The sequence below is a fragment of the Microbacterium sp. Z6_144 genome (genome assembly GCF_057197625.1).
This window is the reverse complement of the sequence record NZ_JBXVPT010000001.1, coordinates 2,235,147-2,249,567: the sequence shown is the minus strand read 5'-3', so window position 1 is coordinate 2,249,567 and position 14,421 is coordinate 2,235,147. Positions and strand designations below refer to the sequence as shown.

Sequence of the window (14,421 nt, the reverse complement as noted above, 5' to 3'; positions counted from 1 at the left end):
CACCTAGACTGAATCCTCGTGGTCACCCGTCTGTCGCACTTCTTCCTCCGCACGCTCCGTGAAGACCCCGCCGATGCCGAAGTCACGAGCCATCGCCTCCTCGTGCGTGCCGGCTACATCCGCCGCAGCGCGCCGGGCATCTTCGCGTGGCTCCCGCTGGGCCTGAGGGTCAAGGCCAAGATCGAGGCGATCATCCGCGAGGAGATGGCCGCCGTCGGCGCCTACGAGGTTCACTTCCCGGCGCTCCTGCCGCGCGAACCGTACGAGGCGTCGGGCCGGTGGGAGTCGTACGGCGACGGCATCTTCCGGCTGCAGGACCGTAAGGGTGCGGACTACCTGCTCGCCCCCACGCACGAGGAGATGTTCACGCTCCTGGTGAAGGACCTGTACTCGTCCTACAAAGACCTGCCGCTGACGCTGTACCAGATCCAGGACAAGTACCGCGATGAGGCGCGCCCCCGCGCGGGACTCCTCCGCGGACGCGAGTTCACGATGAAGGACGCGTACTCGTTCGACTACACCGACGAGGGCCAGGATGCGTCGTACCAGGCCCAGCGCGATGCCTACGAGCGCATCTTCCAGCGACTGGGGCTCGAGTACGTCATCGTCAACGCCGACAACGGTCTCATGGGAGGCGCGCGCAGCGAGGAGTTCCTGCATCCCACCGCCGTCGGGGAAGACACGTTCGTCCGCTCCGCCGGCGGTTACGCCGCCAACGTCGAGGCGTTCACGACCCTCGTGCCCGAGCCGATCCCGTTCGACGGGCTGCCCGAACCGGTGATCTTCGACTCGCCGAACACCCCCACGATCCAGACGCTCGTCGACCACTCCAACGCGGTCCTCGACCCTCCGGCCGCCGGCGGGGAGTGGACCGCCGCGCACACCCTGAAGAACGTCGTCCTGGCGCTGAAGCACCTGGACGGCACGCGCGAACTCGTGGTCGTGGGCCTGCCGGGCGATCGCGACGTCGATGACAAGCGCGTCGAGGTGGCCTTCGCGCCAGCCGAGGTCGAGCAGGCCACCGAGGCGGACTTCGAGCGGAACCCCTTCCTGGTGAAGGGCTACATCGGCCCGTGGTCGCCCACGGGGCCGGTGCTGGGCGAGGAATCCGCCACCGGCATTCGCTACCTGCTCGACCCGCGCGTCGTCGACGGCACCAGCTGGATCACCGGCGCGAACATCGACCAGAAGCACGTGCACTCGCTCGTCGCCGGCCGCGACTTCACCGCGGACGGATTCATCGAGGTCGCAACCGTCCGCGCCGGCGATCCCGCCCCTGACGGCTCCGGGCCCGTGGAACTGGCGCGCGGCATGGAGATCGGTCACGTCTTCCAGCTCGGCCGGTTCTTCGCCGAGACGCTGGGACTGAAGGTGCTCGACGAGAACGGCAAGCTCGTCACGGTCACGATGGGTTCGTACGGCATCGGCGTGACCCGCATCCTCGCGATCATCGCCGAACTCAACAACGACGAGAAGGGCCTCATCTGGCCCGCATCGGTCGCGCCGTTCGACGTGCATGTCGTCGCGACGGGCCGGGATGCGGCGGCCTTCGAGCTCGCCGAGACTCTCAGCGCCGACCTGGAAGCGGCGGGGCTCGACGTGCTCTTCGACGACCGGCCGAAGGTGTCACCCGGCGTGAAGTTCGGCGACGCCGAGCTGGTCGGCGTCCCGCGCATCGTCATCGTCGGCCGCGGTGCCGCCGCGGGCGAGGTGGAGCTGTGGGATCGCCGCACCGGCGAGCGCGAGGTCGTCCCCGCCGCCGACGCCGTCGCTCGTCTCACCGCCTGACACGCACACGCGACGCGGGTCCCGTCCATCACGGACGGGACCCGCGTTCGGTTAACCCGGGTCAGGACCGCGTCACCGCGGGCCTCCGCCGGATGCGCGCCGCCGCGAGAACACCGCCGACGGCGACCAGAAGCGCCCCCACCGCGGCCGCGGCGAGCGCCAGGGCACCGTCGCCGCCGGTGGATGCGAGGTCACCGGCGGACGCGCGGTCACCCGTGGCCGGAGCGGTGATCGGCGCGGCGGAAGCGGGCGGCCCCGGCGCCGTCGGTGACGCCCCGGGTACGGCGGCCGCAGCGATCGCGAACGACACCGGCACCGGATCGGACGAGCGCTCGCCGAGGGACTGCGCCAACACCAGGGCATGCTGACCGGGGCTGAGGCCTGCGGTCACCTCGATCTCCCAGGTGCCGTCGCCCGCCACCGTCGTCGTCGCCCCGCCCAGGTCGGCAGCGGCTGCCATGGCGACGCCGGGGGCGTCCTGAGCCGGTGCAAGACGCACCTCGGCGCCGGGGAAGCCGACGCCGGCGAGCCGGACGGACGCGACGTCGGCCGCGAGGGTGCCCGCGGGCGCCGTGGTGACCGCGAACCCGCTGAGGTCGGCGCGCTCCGTCAGCCACTCGTCCGCCGTCGTGGGGCGGTCGATGATCCGGGTCTCACCGATGCAGCCGTGCCACCCGTTGCGGGCTGCGTCATCGACCCAGTCCGCGCCGAGGATCCACGCCATCCCGTCCTGGTGGGCCATCCCCACGGTGTCGGTGGCGTTGCGCAGCACCGGCGCCCCGTCCACGTACATCGTGGTCGTCCGAGCCTCCGGGTCGTTGACGACGGCGACGTGCGCCCACGAGTCCACCATGATCTCGCCCGACCAGTTCGTCCTGTCGCTCAGCGGCGTGGCCGACGCGTCGCTGGTGGCGGCGGGGATGCTGGTGAACTGGAACTCGCGCAGGTTCGAGATGCCCACCGCCGTGGGGGAGGCGGTGAAGTCCCACTGCGACCACGGCACACCGGGCACCTCCGACCGGTTTCCCGTGCGGGTGACGAACTTCGACCACGCGTTGGCGGCGGCATCCCAGTCGGCATCCATCTTCACGAAGGTCTCGATCGTGTAGCCGCGGGTGAGGTCGGCGTCGTTGATCGGTGCGTCGGGGGCCGTCGTGAGGTAGTTGAATCGCGAGCCCGAGGAGTTGTCGAAGCACGCCGCGGCGCCGTCGGAGGAGAACCCGTGGACGTCGTCGGTCTCGATGGTGACGTCCTCCCACACGGCGCCGACGGCTCCGGTGGCGGCCGGGTCGGCCCGGGTCAGGTCGTTGTCGCCGGCGATGTCCTCCACCACGGTGTCGGCATCCACGACGCCCTCGAGCCCGTTGAACCGCCAGTGCGCGAGGGTGCCTTCCGCCTGGGCGAAGTCGAGTTCGTTCCCCGGCTGTTCGGTCGTGACCGGGTCGGGGCCGTCGAAGCCCTCGAGCAGCAATTCGCGCGCGGTGGCCAGGAGGGGCGGCTCATCGGGAGTGCCCGCCGCGAACGTCGGGTCGAATCCCGCGAACCGCTCGGCGAAGTCGATGTCGATGGTGTACTGCTGGTGCGGACCCTCCAGGAGGGGCTGGTCGTAGGCGGTGAGGGCCTCCCGCGGCTTGGACACGACCCACGGCGAAGCGGTCAGTAGCCCGATTCGGTTGTTCGTGAGGTCGAACTCGAAGAGGCCGAGGTAGCCGTTTCCGCCCTCGTAGGCCATCTGATAGTCCATGAGCACCTGGGTGACCTCGTGGCCGAAGTCGTTCGTCTTGGTAAGGCGCGTCGCCCCGTGGAAGTGGCCGTTGAGCGTCAGAAAGACCTGATCGTTGCCCCGGATGAGCCGATCCCACATCCGCTGGCTCTCCTCGGTCTCCAGCGGCGTCGACTGGTCGGTCGCGACGTTCACCAGGGCGTGGGTGGTGAGGATGACCGGCACCGCCGGGTGCGCATCGATCACGCCCTGCGCCCACGCGAGCGTCGCGTCCGAGGCCCGCCACGCCACCGCGAGGACCAGGAACTGCTGACCCTCCGCCTCGAACAGGTGGTACTGGCTCATGCCGGTGGCATCCGACCCCTGGTACGTGCTCCGGGCCGCACGGCGGTCGGGGCCGAACCACCGCAGGAACGGCTCGTGGGCCAGGTCGAGCTGCGTGTCCTCCACGCCCTCGTCGAGCACGTCGTGGTTGCCGGGCAGGATCGAGTACGACAGCGGAGACTGGTCGAGCGTGCGCATCGCCCGGTCGGCGGCCTCCCACTCAGCTGCCGTGCCCGCCCGGTCGACGACGTCGCCGAGGTGCGCGGCGAAAGGGATCCGCAGCTGCGCTGAGTGCTCCGCCAGCCACTCCGTCTGCACCGCGAACGGGTCCGTGCCGTATCGAGGAACGAACTGGTCGGACGAATAACGCGAATAGAACTGGGTGTCGGGCAGTACCGCGAGGGTGAACCGCGACGCGAGGTCCTCATCGGGTGGCGCGGTGCCCGCCGACGCGGCCGGGCCCGCGGAAAGGACGGCAGCGGCCGCGATGGCGGCGGCCACCCAGCCGCCGACCGCACGGCGGTACCGACGAGGGGCGAGGGGAGAGCGTGGGGGCACGCGGCAACTCCTGTTCTGTCGAGTGCGCGCCCGGTGCGCGCACTCGACCGAGAGTGGAGCGGCCGGGTGTCCGCCGCGTGTCGCCGAGGCGACGCCCGGGTGTCCACGTGAGCAAACGTCACCGCCGCGCACTTCCGCCGACCCGATGGCGGGCTGACACCGGGGTCCGCACGGGCCGCGACCGGCGATGTGGGCTGACCACCGGCCAGCGCCCGGCAGGGCGCCCGATTACCATGGGGCGGATGCCCACCACTCGGCGCCTGTCCGCGCGCTGGAGCGCTCTGCCCGCTCTCCTCGGACGCGCCCCCGCTCGCGTCCTGCTCGTGGTCGGCATCGCCCTCGTGGTGCTCGGCGTACTCATCGTGACGCGACCGCTCACCTCGCTCGTGCTGCTGGGGATCTATGTCGCCCTGAGCGTTATCGCGACAGGGCTGGTCGAGCTGTTCTCCCGCCATCGCTCGCCCCGGTGGTGGACGCGGCCGTTCGCCCTCGCCTGGATCGCGGGGGGTGTGCTCGTGCTGATCTGGCTCGGGCGGAGCCTGGATCTGCTGCCGTCGGTGCTCGCGGTCTTCCTCATCGTGGGCGGACTGGCGTCGGTGGGGGATGCGGTGGCACGTGGCCGCGCGAGTCAGCGGGTGCTGGCCGCCGCCTCCGGCGCCGCCCAGATCGCCTTCGGGGTGCTCTCGCTCACCTGGCCCGATGTGACCGTGCTGGTCGTCGCGCTCGTCTTCGGCGTGCGCACGGTGGCCTTCGGGGTGACCTTGATCGTCCGGGCCGTACGCGGCATACGCGCGGCCGGTCGTGAACGGCGCCCGGAGCCGGTCGTCCCGCCGGATCGCCGTCGCGTGCGTCGCGCGGAAGCGTGGGCCGCGGCGGGCCGGTATGCGCTGGCTGTCCTTCTCGTCGCCTCGGCGACCGGGGGGTGGTGGCTCGACGACTGGCTCGCCGAGGGGGCACCGGTCGTGGACGCCTTCTACGACCCGCCCGACCGGCTCCCGCCCGGGCACGGACGACTCATCCGCTGGGACGACTATCTCGGGCGGGCGCCGCAGGGCGGGGAAGTCAGCCGCATCCTGTACACGACGCGCGACGCGGTCAGCCGGCCGGCGGTGGCCAGCGGCCTCGTGATCGTGCCGAACGATCCGCCGCCGGGTCCGCGCCCCGTCATCGTGTGGAACCACGGCACGACGGGGGTCGCGCAGGGATGCGCGCCGAGTCTGCGCGATGCGTCGGCCACGCGCTGGTCCATCCCCGCGCTGGAGGAGGCGCTCGCCGCAGGCTGGGTGGTCGTCGCCTCGGACTACTCCGGACAGGGCGCACCCGGCGCCTTCCCCTACCTGATCGGCAAGGGGGAGGGGAGATCGTCCCTGGATGCCGTGCTGGCAGCCGGTGAGCTGCCCGATCTCACCCTCTCTCCCGACACCGTGGTGTGGGGCCATTCGCAAGGCGGGCACGCGGCGCTGTGGACCACCCAGCTGGCCCCGGAGTACACCCCCGGAGTCGACGTGCTGGGAACCGCCGCGATCGCGCCGGTGGCGGATCCCGCGGCGCTGGCGGACGAGCTGCTGCGGTCGGACGCGAACGCGATCCTGTCGGTGCTCATCTCCTGGGTCTTGGTGCCCTACGCCGAGACGTATGCCGATGTGCACCTGGATGATTACGTCGCCGCCGGCGCGCGCGCCATCGTGCGCGAGATGACGCAGCGGTGCCCCACCGAGCCCGGCGTGGTCGTCTCCGTGCTGGCTGCCCTCGGCGTGTCCGAGGACCGGCCGCTGTACACCGCGGACCTCACCGCCGGGGCGCTCGGACGGCGCCTGGCGGAGAACGCCGTCACCGGGCCCACCGGCTCGCCCATCCTCGTCGCGTGGGGCCAGGAGGATGAGGTCATCCCGACCACCCTCCAGGAGCGCTACGTGAGCGGGCTGTGCGAGCAGGGTCAGCAGGTGCGCTGGCGCGCCTACCGCGACTACACCCACCTTCGCCCGATCCTTCCTGGGTCGCGGTTCCTCCCGGTCCTCTTCCAGTGGACCGAGGGGCTCTTCGAGCGCTCTCCGCAACTGCTGGATGACTGCGGCCGGAGGTGAGCGGCACAGCGCTCTCGCAGGCGCCGGGCGACTGCATCCGGTAACGTTGTGGGGTTGTCGGCGCGTTCTCGCACCGACGAGAGCTGAATAACGGAGGGCCCCACGGTGGACATCGATCTTGGACTGCTGAAGACGATCGAGCGTGAGAAGGAGATCCCCTTCGACGAGCTTGCGCGCATCATCGAACAGGCCATCCTCACCGCGTACGGCAAGCACACCTCGCCCACCGGAGCCGTGCCCGAGGGCGCCAGGGCGGAAGTGGACCGCAAGACCGGCCACGTCGGGGTCTTCACCCCGGTCATCGACGAAGAGGGCGCCGTCATCGGCGAGGAGGAGCAGACCCCCGAGGACTTCGGCCGGATCGCCGCGTTCGCTGCCAAGCAGGTCATCAGCCAGCGTCTGCGCGATATCGCCGACGACGCCGTGCTGGGTGAGTTCCGCGGCAAGGAGGGCGACATCGTCGCCGGCGTCGTCCAGCAGGGCCCGAACCCGCGCATGGTGCACGTCGACCTCGGAACCGTCGAGGCGATCCTGCCCCCCGAGGAGCAGGTGCCGGGGGAGACCTACGCGCACGGCTCGCGGCTGCGCGTGTACGTCACCTCAGTCTCGCGCGGGACGAAGGGACCGTCGATCACGGTCTCACGCACGCACCCGGGCCTGGTGCGCAAGCTCTTCGCGCTAGAGGTGCCCGAGATCGCCTCCGGCCTGGTCGAGATCGTCGCCCTGGCGCGGGAGGCGGGGCACCGTACGAAGCTGGCCGTCAAGGCCAACGACCCGACCATCAACGCCAAGGGTGCGTGCATCGGCGAACTGGGTCGCCGCGTCCGTGCGGTCACCGAGGAGCTCGGTGGGGAGAAGATCGACATCGTCGACTACGACCCCGAACTCGCGCCGTTCGTCGCCAACGCGCTGTCGCCGGCGAAGGTGACGTCCAGCTTCGTCCTGGACCCCGCCACGAAGGCCGTCCGTGCGCTCGTGCCCGACTATCAGCTGTCCCTCGCCATCGGCAAGGAGGGCCAGAACGCGCGACTCGCCGCCAAGCTGACCGGCGCGAAGATCGATATTCAGCCCGACAGCATCCTCGAGGACTGACGGATCGAGGCCACAGGCCCGAGGTGTAGAATGGATCAGGTACGAACGTGCGTCGGTTGCCGCACGCGCGCACCCCGGTCCACGCTCCTTCGGGTCGTGGCCGTCGATTCGGTCCTCGTTCGCGACGACCGGGCGGCGATGCCGGGGCGGGGCGCGTGGGTGCATCAGACGGATGCGTGCGTGGATAACGCCTTGCGGCGCCGCGCCTTCGTCCGCGCATTACGTGTGTCGGGCCCTCTCGACACGCAGACCTTCGAAATGACCCTCCAGCGAAACGGCTGAACGGCTATGGACACAAAGTGAACGGCTCGAAATGAGACCCGTCCGCACGTAACGGTCTGCCCTGTCCGGGGTAGGCCCCCGACAGGAGAATTGTGGCAAAACCACGCGTACACGAAATTGCTTCCGAGCTCGGCGTCGACAGTAAAGTCGCCCTCGCGAAGCTGAAGGAGCTCGGCGAATTCGTCAAGAGCCCTTCATCCACCATCGAGCCCCCGGTGGCCCGCAAGCTCCGGGCCGCGCTCTCGGCGGACGGCGTCGCGCCGGCTGCCGCTGCCGCACCCGGTGGCCCGGCGCGCTCCGCGGGCAAGCCTGGGCCGTCCCGCCCGGCCGCGCCCGCGCGCCCCTCGGCACCCGTTCCCAGCGCACCGGCACCGGCAGCGCCCGCTGCGGCGACGCCCGCTCCGGCAGCCCCTGCTCCGGCCGCGCCCGCCACACCGGCGGCATCCGCACCCGCAGCTCCGACGCCGGAGTCGGCTGCGCCCGCTCCCTCCGCTGCACCCTCTAGTGGACCCCGGCCCGGTCCGGCGGCACCTCAGCCGCCGCGTCCCGGCGGCGCTCCGCGTCCGGGTAACAACCCGTTCTCGTCGGCGCAGGGCATGGGCCAGCGTCCCACCGGTCCGCGTCCGGGTAACAACCCCTTCTCCTCTCAGCAGGGCATGGGCCAGCGCCCGTCGCCCGGCAACATCCCGCGTCCGCAGGCTCCGCGTCCCGGCGCGCCTCGTCCCGGTGCTCCGCGCCCCGGTGGTGCGGGTCGTCCCGGTGGCGCCGGCCGTCCCGGCGCTCCCTTCCAGCAGCGTCCCGGCGGTCCCGGTCGTCCGGGCGGCGCCGGTGGCGGTGCAGGCGGCGGTTTCGCTGGTCGTCCCGCCGGCGGTGGCGGATTCGCCGGTCGTCCCGGTGGCGGCGGTGGCCGCGGCCGTGGTCCCGGCGGTGGTACCGCTGGTGCGTTCGGTAAGGGCGGCGGCAAGTCCAAGCAGCGCAAGTCGCGTCGGGCGAAGCGGCAAGAGTTCGAGATGCGGTCGGCGCCTGTCGTCGGCGGCGTCAACGTCACCAAGGGCAACGGCGAGATCATCCGCATGCGCCGTGGCGCATCGATCTCGGACTTCGCCGACAAGATCGAGGCGCTGACCGGCTACACGGTTCAGCCCGGCACGCTCGTCACCATCCTGTTCAACCTGGGTGAGATGGCCACAGCCACCGAGTCGCTGGATGAGGCCACCTTCGAGGTGCTCGGCGGGGAGCTGGGTTACCACATCCAGATGGTCTCGCCCGAGGACGAGGACAAGGAGCTCCTGGAGGGCTTCGGTCTCGACCTCGCCGCAGAACTCGAGGCCGAGAGCGAAGACGACCTCGAGATCCGCCCGCCGGTCGTGACCGTCATGGGTCACGTCGACCACGGTAAGACCCGACTGCTCGACGCCATCCGCCAGACCAACGTGGTCGCGGGCGAGGCCGGCGGCATCACGCAGCACATCGGTGCGTACCAGGTCTGGACCGAGCACGAAGGCATCGAGCGCGCGATCACCTTCATCGACACACCGGGTCACGAGGCGTTCACCGCCATGCGTGCCCGTGGTGCGCAGGTGACCGACCTCGCGATCCTGGTGGTCGCGGCCGACGACGGCATCATGCCGCAGACGGTCGAGGCTCTCAACCACGCCCAGGCGGCGAACGTGCCGATCGTGGTCGCGGTGAACAAGATCGACAAGGACGACGCGAACCCCGCCAAGGTGCGCCAGCAGCTGACCGAATACGGTCTCGTCGCCGAGGAGTACGGCGGCGACGTGATGTTCGTCGACGTGTCGGCGCGTAACAACATCGGTATCCAGGAACTTCTGGATGCGGTGCTGCTAACCGCCGACGCCGGACTCGACCTCACGGCCAACCCGAACAAGGCAGCCCGTGGAGTGGCGATCGAAGCGAAGCTCGACAAGGGTCGCGGTTCGGTGGCGACGGTGCTCATCCAATCCGGAACGCTGCACGTCGGCGATGCGATCGTCGCCGGCACGGCCTATGGCCGCGTCCGTGCGATGACCGACGAGAACGGCGATGCCGTGCTCGAAGCCGCCCCGTCGCGCCCCGTGCAGGTGCAGGGTCTGAACTCGGTGCCGCGTGCCGGCGACACGTTCATCGTGACCGAGGAAGACCGACTGGCCCGTCAGATCGCTGAGAAGCGTGAGGCCGCCGAGCGCAACGCCGCTCTGGCCAAGGCGCGCAAGCGCATCTCGCTCGAGGACTTCACCCGCGCTCTCGAAGAGGGCAAGGTCGAATCTCTCAACCTCATCATCAAGGGCGACGTGTCCGGTGCCGTCGAGGCGCTGGAGGAGTCGCTCCTCAAGATCGAGGTCGACGACAGCGTGCAGCTGCGGATCATCCACCGCGGCGTCGGTGCGATCACGGAGTCGGACATCAACCTCGCCACGATCGATAACGCGATCGTGATCGGGTTCAACGTCCGCCCCGACACGAAGGCGCGCGAGCGTGCCGCCCGCGAGGGTGTGGACGTCCGGTTCTACTCGGTCATCTACAACGCGATCGACGACGTCGAGCAGTCGCTCAAGGGCCTGCTCAAGCCGGAGTTCGAAGAGGTGCAGTCGGGTGTCGCCGAGATCCGCGAGGTGTTCCGCTCCTCGAAGTTCGGCAACATCGCCGGTGTCATCGTGCGGTCGGGAACGATCACGCGAAACGCCAAGGCGCGTGTCATCCGCGACGGTGTCGTGATCGCCGATGGCCTGGCCATCGAGTCGCTGCGCCGGTTCAAGGACGACGTCACCGAGGTGCGCACGGACTTCGAGGCCGGTATCGGACTCGGTAGGTTCAACGACATCCAGATCGGTGACGAGATCGAGACGACCGAAATGATCGAGAAGCCGCGAGGCTGATCCCAGAGAGGCCCCGGGCTGCGGCTCGGGGCCTCTTCGGTTTCCGACCGGGCCGGGTCCGGCCACTGCTCCGGGGTTGAGGATCGGATGTCCCGCCTCCGCGAGAGAGGGGCCCCTACCCCGATCGCTCCGGCGGAACATCCGAGTCCTCCCCGGGCGCAGAAATCACCCACAGCGAACGTGGCACGAAACACCATCACGGTGTGAGAGAGAGTAGAAGACATGGCATCCGAACGACAGGCACGAGTCGCCGACCGCATCCGCGTGGTGCTCGCCGAGCGGCTCGAGAAGGGGCTGCGCGACCCGCGCCTCGGCTTCGTCACGATCACCGACGTCAAGGTGACGGGCGACCTCCAGCACGCCTCCGTGTTCTACACCGTGATGGGCGATGAGGCGTTGCGCGCCGACACGGCCGCAGCCCTGAAGTCCGCGACGGGGATGCTGCGCTCCGAGGTGGGCAAGCATCTCAACACCCGGCTGACGCCCTCGCTGGAGTTCTTCCTCGACGCCATACCCGAGAACGCCGACCACATCGCTGCCCTCCTCCGCGAGGCCCGCGAGCGGGACGAGGCCGTCGCGGCCCTGGCTGCCAGCGGCAACTACGCCGGGGACGCCGACCCGTACGTCAAGCCCAAGGATCAGGCGTCAGACCCGGACGAGGCGGATGAGGACGACGAGTCCGATGACGACGCCGAGGCGGACGACACCGGCGCGGGCGACGAAGCGGCGGCGGTCGACGACGACCGCTGACCGGAGGGCCGGGGCTTCCCGGTCGTCACCGGGGGAGGCGCAGGAGGTCTTCTGAGGCCTCCGCGAGCCCGTCCGCGATGAGCGAGTCGATCGCCCGGTCGCGCTGCTGCGCGTCGGGCCACTCCCTGAGCACGTCGTCGAGGCGGAGCGGCGACGGCGCCGCATCCCGCAGCGACTTGAGCACCGCGCCGCGCGCGTGTCGGTCGCTGCCCACGTAACGGGCCTGCCGGCGCCGTCGATCTTCGGAAGGCGGGTAGCCCGCTGCGCGCCACGCGCATGCCGGCGCGATCGGGCAGGCATCGCAGCGCGGTGACCGTGCCGTGCAGATCGTGGCTCCGAGCTCCATCGCCGCTGCGTTGACGACCGCCGATTCGGCGACGTCGTCGGGCAGCAGCCCGCTCATGCGGGCGAGGTCCCGGCGCGAGGGCGGGCCGGGCTGAGCGCGGCCGTCCAGAGCCCGCGCGAGCACACGGCGCGTGTTGGTGTCGACGACCGGATGCCGGTCGCCATAGGCGAAGACCGCCACGGCCCGCGCGGTGTAGTCCCCGATGCCCGAAAGAGCCAGGAGCGTGTCGACGTCGCGGGGCACGATCCCGTCGTGGCGGTCGCGGATCTCCACCGCCGCTCGGTGCAACCACAGCGCGCGGCGGGGATACCCCAGGTTCGCCCACTGGCGCACCGCCTCGGCCGGCGGGTCCTCGGCAAGTGCGCTGGGCGTCGGCCATCGTGTCAGCCAGGCCTCCAGCTGCGGGATGACGCGGGCCACGGGTGTCTGCTGCAGCATGAACTCGCTCACCAACGTGCCCCACGGTCCGAATCCCGGCCGTCGCCACGGCAGGTCACGCGCCGCGCCCGCGTACCAACGGGCGAGCGGGGCGGTGAGATCCTGCACCCGATCAGCCTAGGTCGCGGTCAGACCCCGGGTGCGGCGTGCGCCGGCGCCGATGCGCGGCGCTCACCGGCGGAGCGGCCCCGTACGCTGGGAGGGTGCGGCTTCCCACCACCCCGGCGATCGCCCTCCTGCGCGGACTACGCGATGAGGTGCGTCAGCACTATCCTGCCGGGCGGGTCATCGTCGCCGTGGACGGGGTCGACGGTGCGGGCAAGACCGTCCTCGCAGATTCTCTCGCCGAGGTGTTCGCCGAAGACGGGGGAGCGGTCTTCCGCGCGTCCATCGACGGATTCCACCGTCCGCGCAGCGACCGGTACGCACGCGGTCGCACCTCGCCCGAGGGGTACTACCGAGACTCCTTCGATTATGCGACCTTCCGCCGCGTCCTCATCGACCCGTTCCGCACCGGTGGCAGCACCGGCTTCCAGCTGTCGGCGTTCGACGTCGCCCGCGACATCCCGGTGGAATCGGACTGGGTCACCGCCCCCCGCGACGCCGTCCTGATCATCGACGGTGTCTTCCTGCACCGCCCCGAGCTGCGCGGACTGTGGGACTGGTCGGTGTGGCTCGAGGTGCCCTTCCCGGTGGCCTTCGCCCGGATGGCGCTGCGCGATGGGAGCGACCCCGACCCGGAGGCCCCCGCGAACGCCCCCTACCGGAGGGGCCAGGAACTGTATCTACGTGAGGCCGATCCTCGAAGAGCAGCGTCGGCGACCGTGGAGAACTCCGACCTCGCCGCACCCGTGCGGATCTTCGGGGACTTCTGCTGATGGCATCGAGCGGATTCCTCCTCGTCGACAAACCCGCGGGGATCACCAGTCACGATGTGGTCGCGCGAGCCCGGCGGGCACTGGGCACGCGGAAGGTCGGGCACGCCGGAACGCTCGACCCGATGGCGACCGGGCTCCTCGTGCTGGGCGTGGAGGGCGCCACCCGTCTGCTCACTTTCGTCGTGGGGGCCGACAAGACCTATGCCGCGACGATCCGGCTCGGTGAGAGCACCGACAGTGACGACGCCGACGGCGCCACGCTGGCACGGGCGGATGCTGCCGCCGTCGCCGCCGTGGACGACTCCGCCATCGCGCACGGTATCGCCACCCTCACCGGTCGGATCTCCCAGGTCCCCAGCCGCGTGTCGGCGATCAAGGTGGGCGGCAGACGCGCGTACGACCTCGCCCGTGACGGCATCGACGTGGAACTGGCCGCCCGCGCCGTGACGGTGTCGCGCTTCGACGTGCGCGCCGTGCGCCGCGCTCCCGACCACATCGACCTCGACGTCGTCGTGGACTGCTCCAGCGGCACCTACATCCGCGCGCTGGCCCGCGACCTGGGCGCGACGCTCGGAGTCGGCGGTCATCTCACCGCGCTCCGGCGCGAACGCGTCGGTCCCTTCCTCCTCGCCCACGCGACCGACCTGGAGTCCCTGGACCCCGACCGGATGCTGTCGCCGGCCGAGGCGGCCACGGCGGTCCTCGGCTCCATGCCGGTGAGCGTCGACGAGGCCCGTGACCTTCGCCACGGCAAACGCCTCCCCGGCGCCGCCGACCGCCTGCCCGGTCCGCGGGCGGCGGCTCTCGGCCCCGACGGCGCACTCGTGGGCATCGTCGAGCCGCGCGGTGCGGACGTGAAGAGCGCCATGAACATGCCCGAGGAACCGCGCCCATGATCCTGTGGTTCACCCTGGTGCAGGTCGTCGTCGCGTGCGCGGCCGGCGTGATCGCCGTGGTCGCGGGCCTGGCCGGCCGCCGGCCCGGGGATGTCACCGTGGGCGGGCTCGCGCTCGTGGAGGTTCTGCTCATCGGGCAGATCGTCACGGCCGTCGTCGCACCCTTCGCCGGTAATCTCCCCACGGGAAGCCTCCTCGAATTCTGGGTCTACCTCGTCTCGGCCGCCCTCCTCCCGCCGGTCGGTGTCGCGTGGGCGCTGGTCGAGCGGAGCCGCTGGAGCACGGTCATCCTCGGTGTCGCGGCCCTCGCCGTGGCCGTGATGGTGTGGCGCATGCAGGTGATCTGGACCATCCAGGTGGCGTGAGCGCGACCGGAGAGCCCG

General features: G+C 70.8%; 11 protein-coding genes. 9 read left to right on the top strand and 2 right to left on the bottom strand.

What is annotated here, in order from left to right; genetic code table 11:
- Window positions 1–18: 18 nt before the first annotated feature.
- Window positions 19–1,788: a proline--tRNA ligase gene (locus AC2DGY_RS10985; RefSeq protein WP_484509725.1), complete on the top strand. Its 1,770-nt coding sequence runs from the start codon at window positions 19–21 to the stop codon at window positions 1,786–1,788.
- 61 nt (window positions 1,789–1,849) lie between these two features.
- Here AC2DGY_RS10985 and AC2DGY_RS10980 read toward each other — a convergent pair whose 3' ends face one another.
- Window positions 1,850–4,393 carry a hypothetical protein gene (locus AC2DGY_RS10980; RefSeq protein WP_484509724.1) on the bottom strand — a complete coding sequence of 848 codons (2,544 nt, stop codon included), beginning with the start codon at window positions 4,391–4,393 and terminating at the stop codon, window positions 1,850–1,852.
- A gap of 242 nt (window positions 4,394–4,635) precedes the next feature.
- Between AC2DGY_RS10980 and AC2DGY_RS10975 the strand changes: the two genes are divergently transcribed.
- From AC2DGY_RS10975 to rbfA, 5 genes are all read left to right on the top strand, one after another.
- A complete protein-coding gene (locus tag AC2DGY_RS10975; protein ID WP_484509723.1) occupies window positions 4,636–6,477 on the top strand; it encodes a lipase family protein in 1,842 nt (613 codons plus the stop codon).
- A gap of 105 nt (window positions 6,478–6,582) precedes the next feature.
- The gene (gene nusA, locus AC2DGY_RS10970; RefSeq protein WP_484509722.1) at window positions 6,583–7,569 is read left to right on the top strand and encodes a transcription termination factor NusA; all 987 of its coding nucleotides are present in this window, start codon (window positions 6,583–6,585) and stop codon (window positions 7,567–7,569) included.
- 30 nt (window positions 7,570–7,599) lie between these two features.
- Window positions 7,600–7,851 carry a YlxR family protein gene (locus AC2DGY_RS10965; protein ID WP_484509721.1) on the top strand — a complete coding sequence of 84 codons (252 nt, stop codon included), beginning with the start codon at window positions 7,600–7,602 and terminating at the stop codon, window positions 7,849–7,851.
- 92 nt (window positions 7,852–7,943) lie between these two features.
- Window positions 7,944–10,730, top strand: coding sequence for a translation initiation factor IF-2 (gene infB, locus AC2DGY_RS10960; RefSeq protein WP_484509720.1), 2,787 nt, complete (start codon window positions 7,944–7,946; stop codon window positions 10,728–10,730).
- A gap of 222 nt (window positions 10,731–10,952) precedes the next feature.
- Window positions 10,953–11,480, top strand: coding sequence for a 30S ribosome-binding factor RbfA (gene rbfA, locus AC2DGY_RS10955; protein WP_484509719.1), 528 nt, complete (start codon window positions 10,953–10,955; stop codon window positions 11,478–11,480).
- 25 nt (window positions 11,481–11,505) lie between these two features.
- On the opposite strand, the gene AC2DGY_RS10950 is transcribed toward rbfA, so the two are convergent.
- Window positions 11,506–12,372: an HhH-GPD family protein gene (locus tag AC2DGY_RS10950; protein WP_484509718.1), complete on the bottom strand. Its 867-nt coding sequence runs from the start codon at window positions 12,370–12,372 to the stop codon at window positions 11,506–11,508.
- Window positions 12,373–12,467: 95 nt separating this feature from the next.
- Between AC2DGY_RS10950 and AC2DGY_RS10945 the strand changes: the two genes are divergently transcribed.
- From AC2DGY_RS10945 to AC2DGY_RS10935, 3 genes are read left to right on the top strand one after another with little or no spacing between them, the layout of a single operon-like run.
- Window positions 12,468–13,142 (top strand): nucleoside/nucleotide kinase family protein, encoded by a 675-nt coding sequence (locus AC2DGY_RS10945; RefSeq protein ID WP_484509717.1) that lies wholly within the window; start codon window positions 12,468–12,470, stop codon window positions 13,140–13,142.
- Complete coding sequence (gene truB / locus AC2DGY_RS10940; protein WP_484509716.1) at window positions 13,142–14,038, top strand: tRNA pseudouridine(55) synthase TruB; 897 nt, start codon at window positions 13,142–13,144, stop codon at window positions 14,036–14,038. Before AC2DGY_RS10945 ends, truB begins: the two co-directional genes overlap by 1 nt.
- Window positions 14,035–14,403: a hypothetical protein gene (locus tag AC2DGY_RS10935; protein ID WP_484509715.1), complete on the top strand. Its 369-nt coding sequence runs from the start codon at window positions 14,035–14,037 to the stop codon at window positions 14,401–14,403. The genes truB and AC2DGY_RS10935 overlap by 4 nt, the downstream gene beginning before the upstream one ends.
- Window positions 14,404–14,421 lie beyond the last annotated feature (18 nt).

Coding starts and splice junctions, on each gene's coding strand:
- rbfA (WP_484509719.1), top strand. CDS start 10,953: ATGGCATCCGAACGACAGGCACGAGTCGCCGACCGCATCCGCGTGGTG.
- AC2DGY_RS10935 (WP_484509715.1), top strand. CDS start 14,035: ATGATCCTGTGGTTCACCCTGGTGCAGGTCGTCGTCGCGTGCGCGGCC.
- AC2DGY_RS10975 (WP_484509723.1), top strand. CDS start 4,636: ATGCCCACCACTCGGCGCCTGTCCGCGCGCTGGAGCGCTCTGCCCGCT.
- AC2DGY_RS10965 (WP_484509721.1), top strand. CDS start 7,600: ATGGATCAGGTACGAACGTGCGTCGGTTGCCGCACGCGCGCACCCCGG.
- truB (WP_484509716.1), top strand. CDS start 13,142: ATGGCATCGAGCGGATTCCTCCTCGTCGACAAACCCGCGGGGATCACC.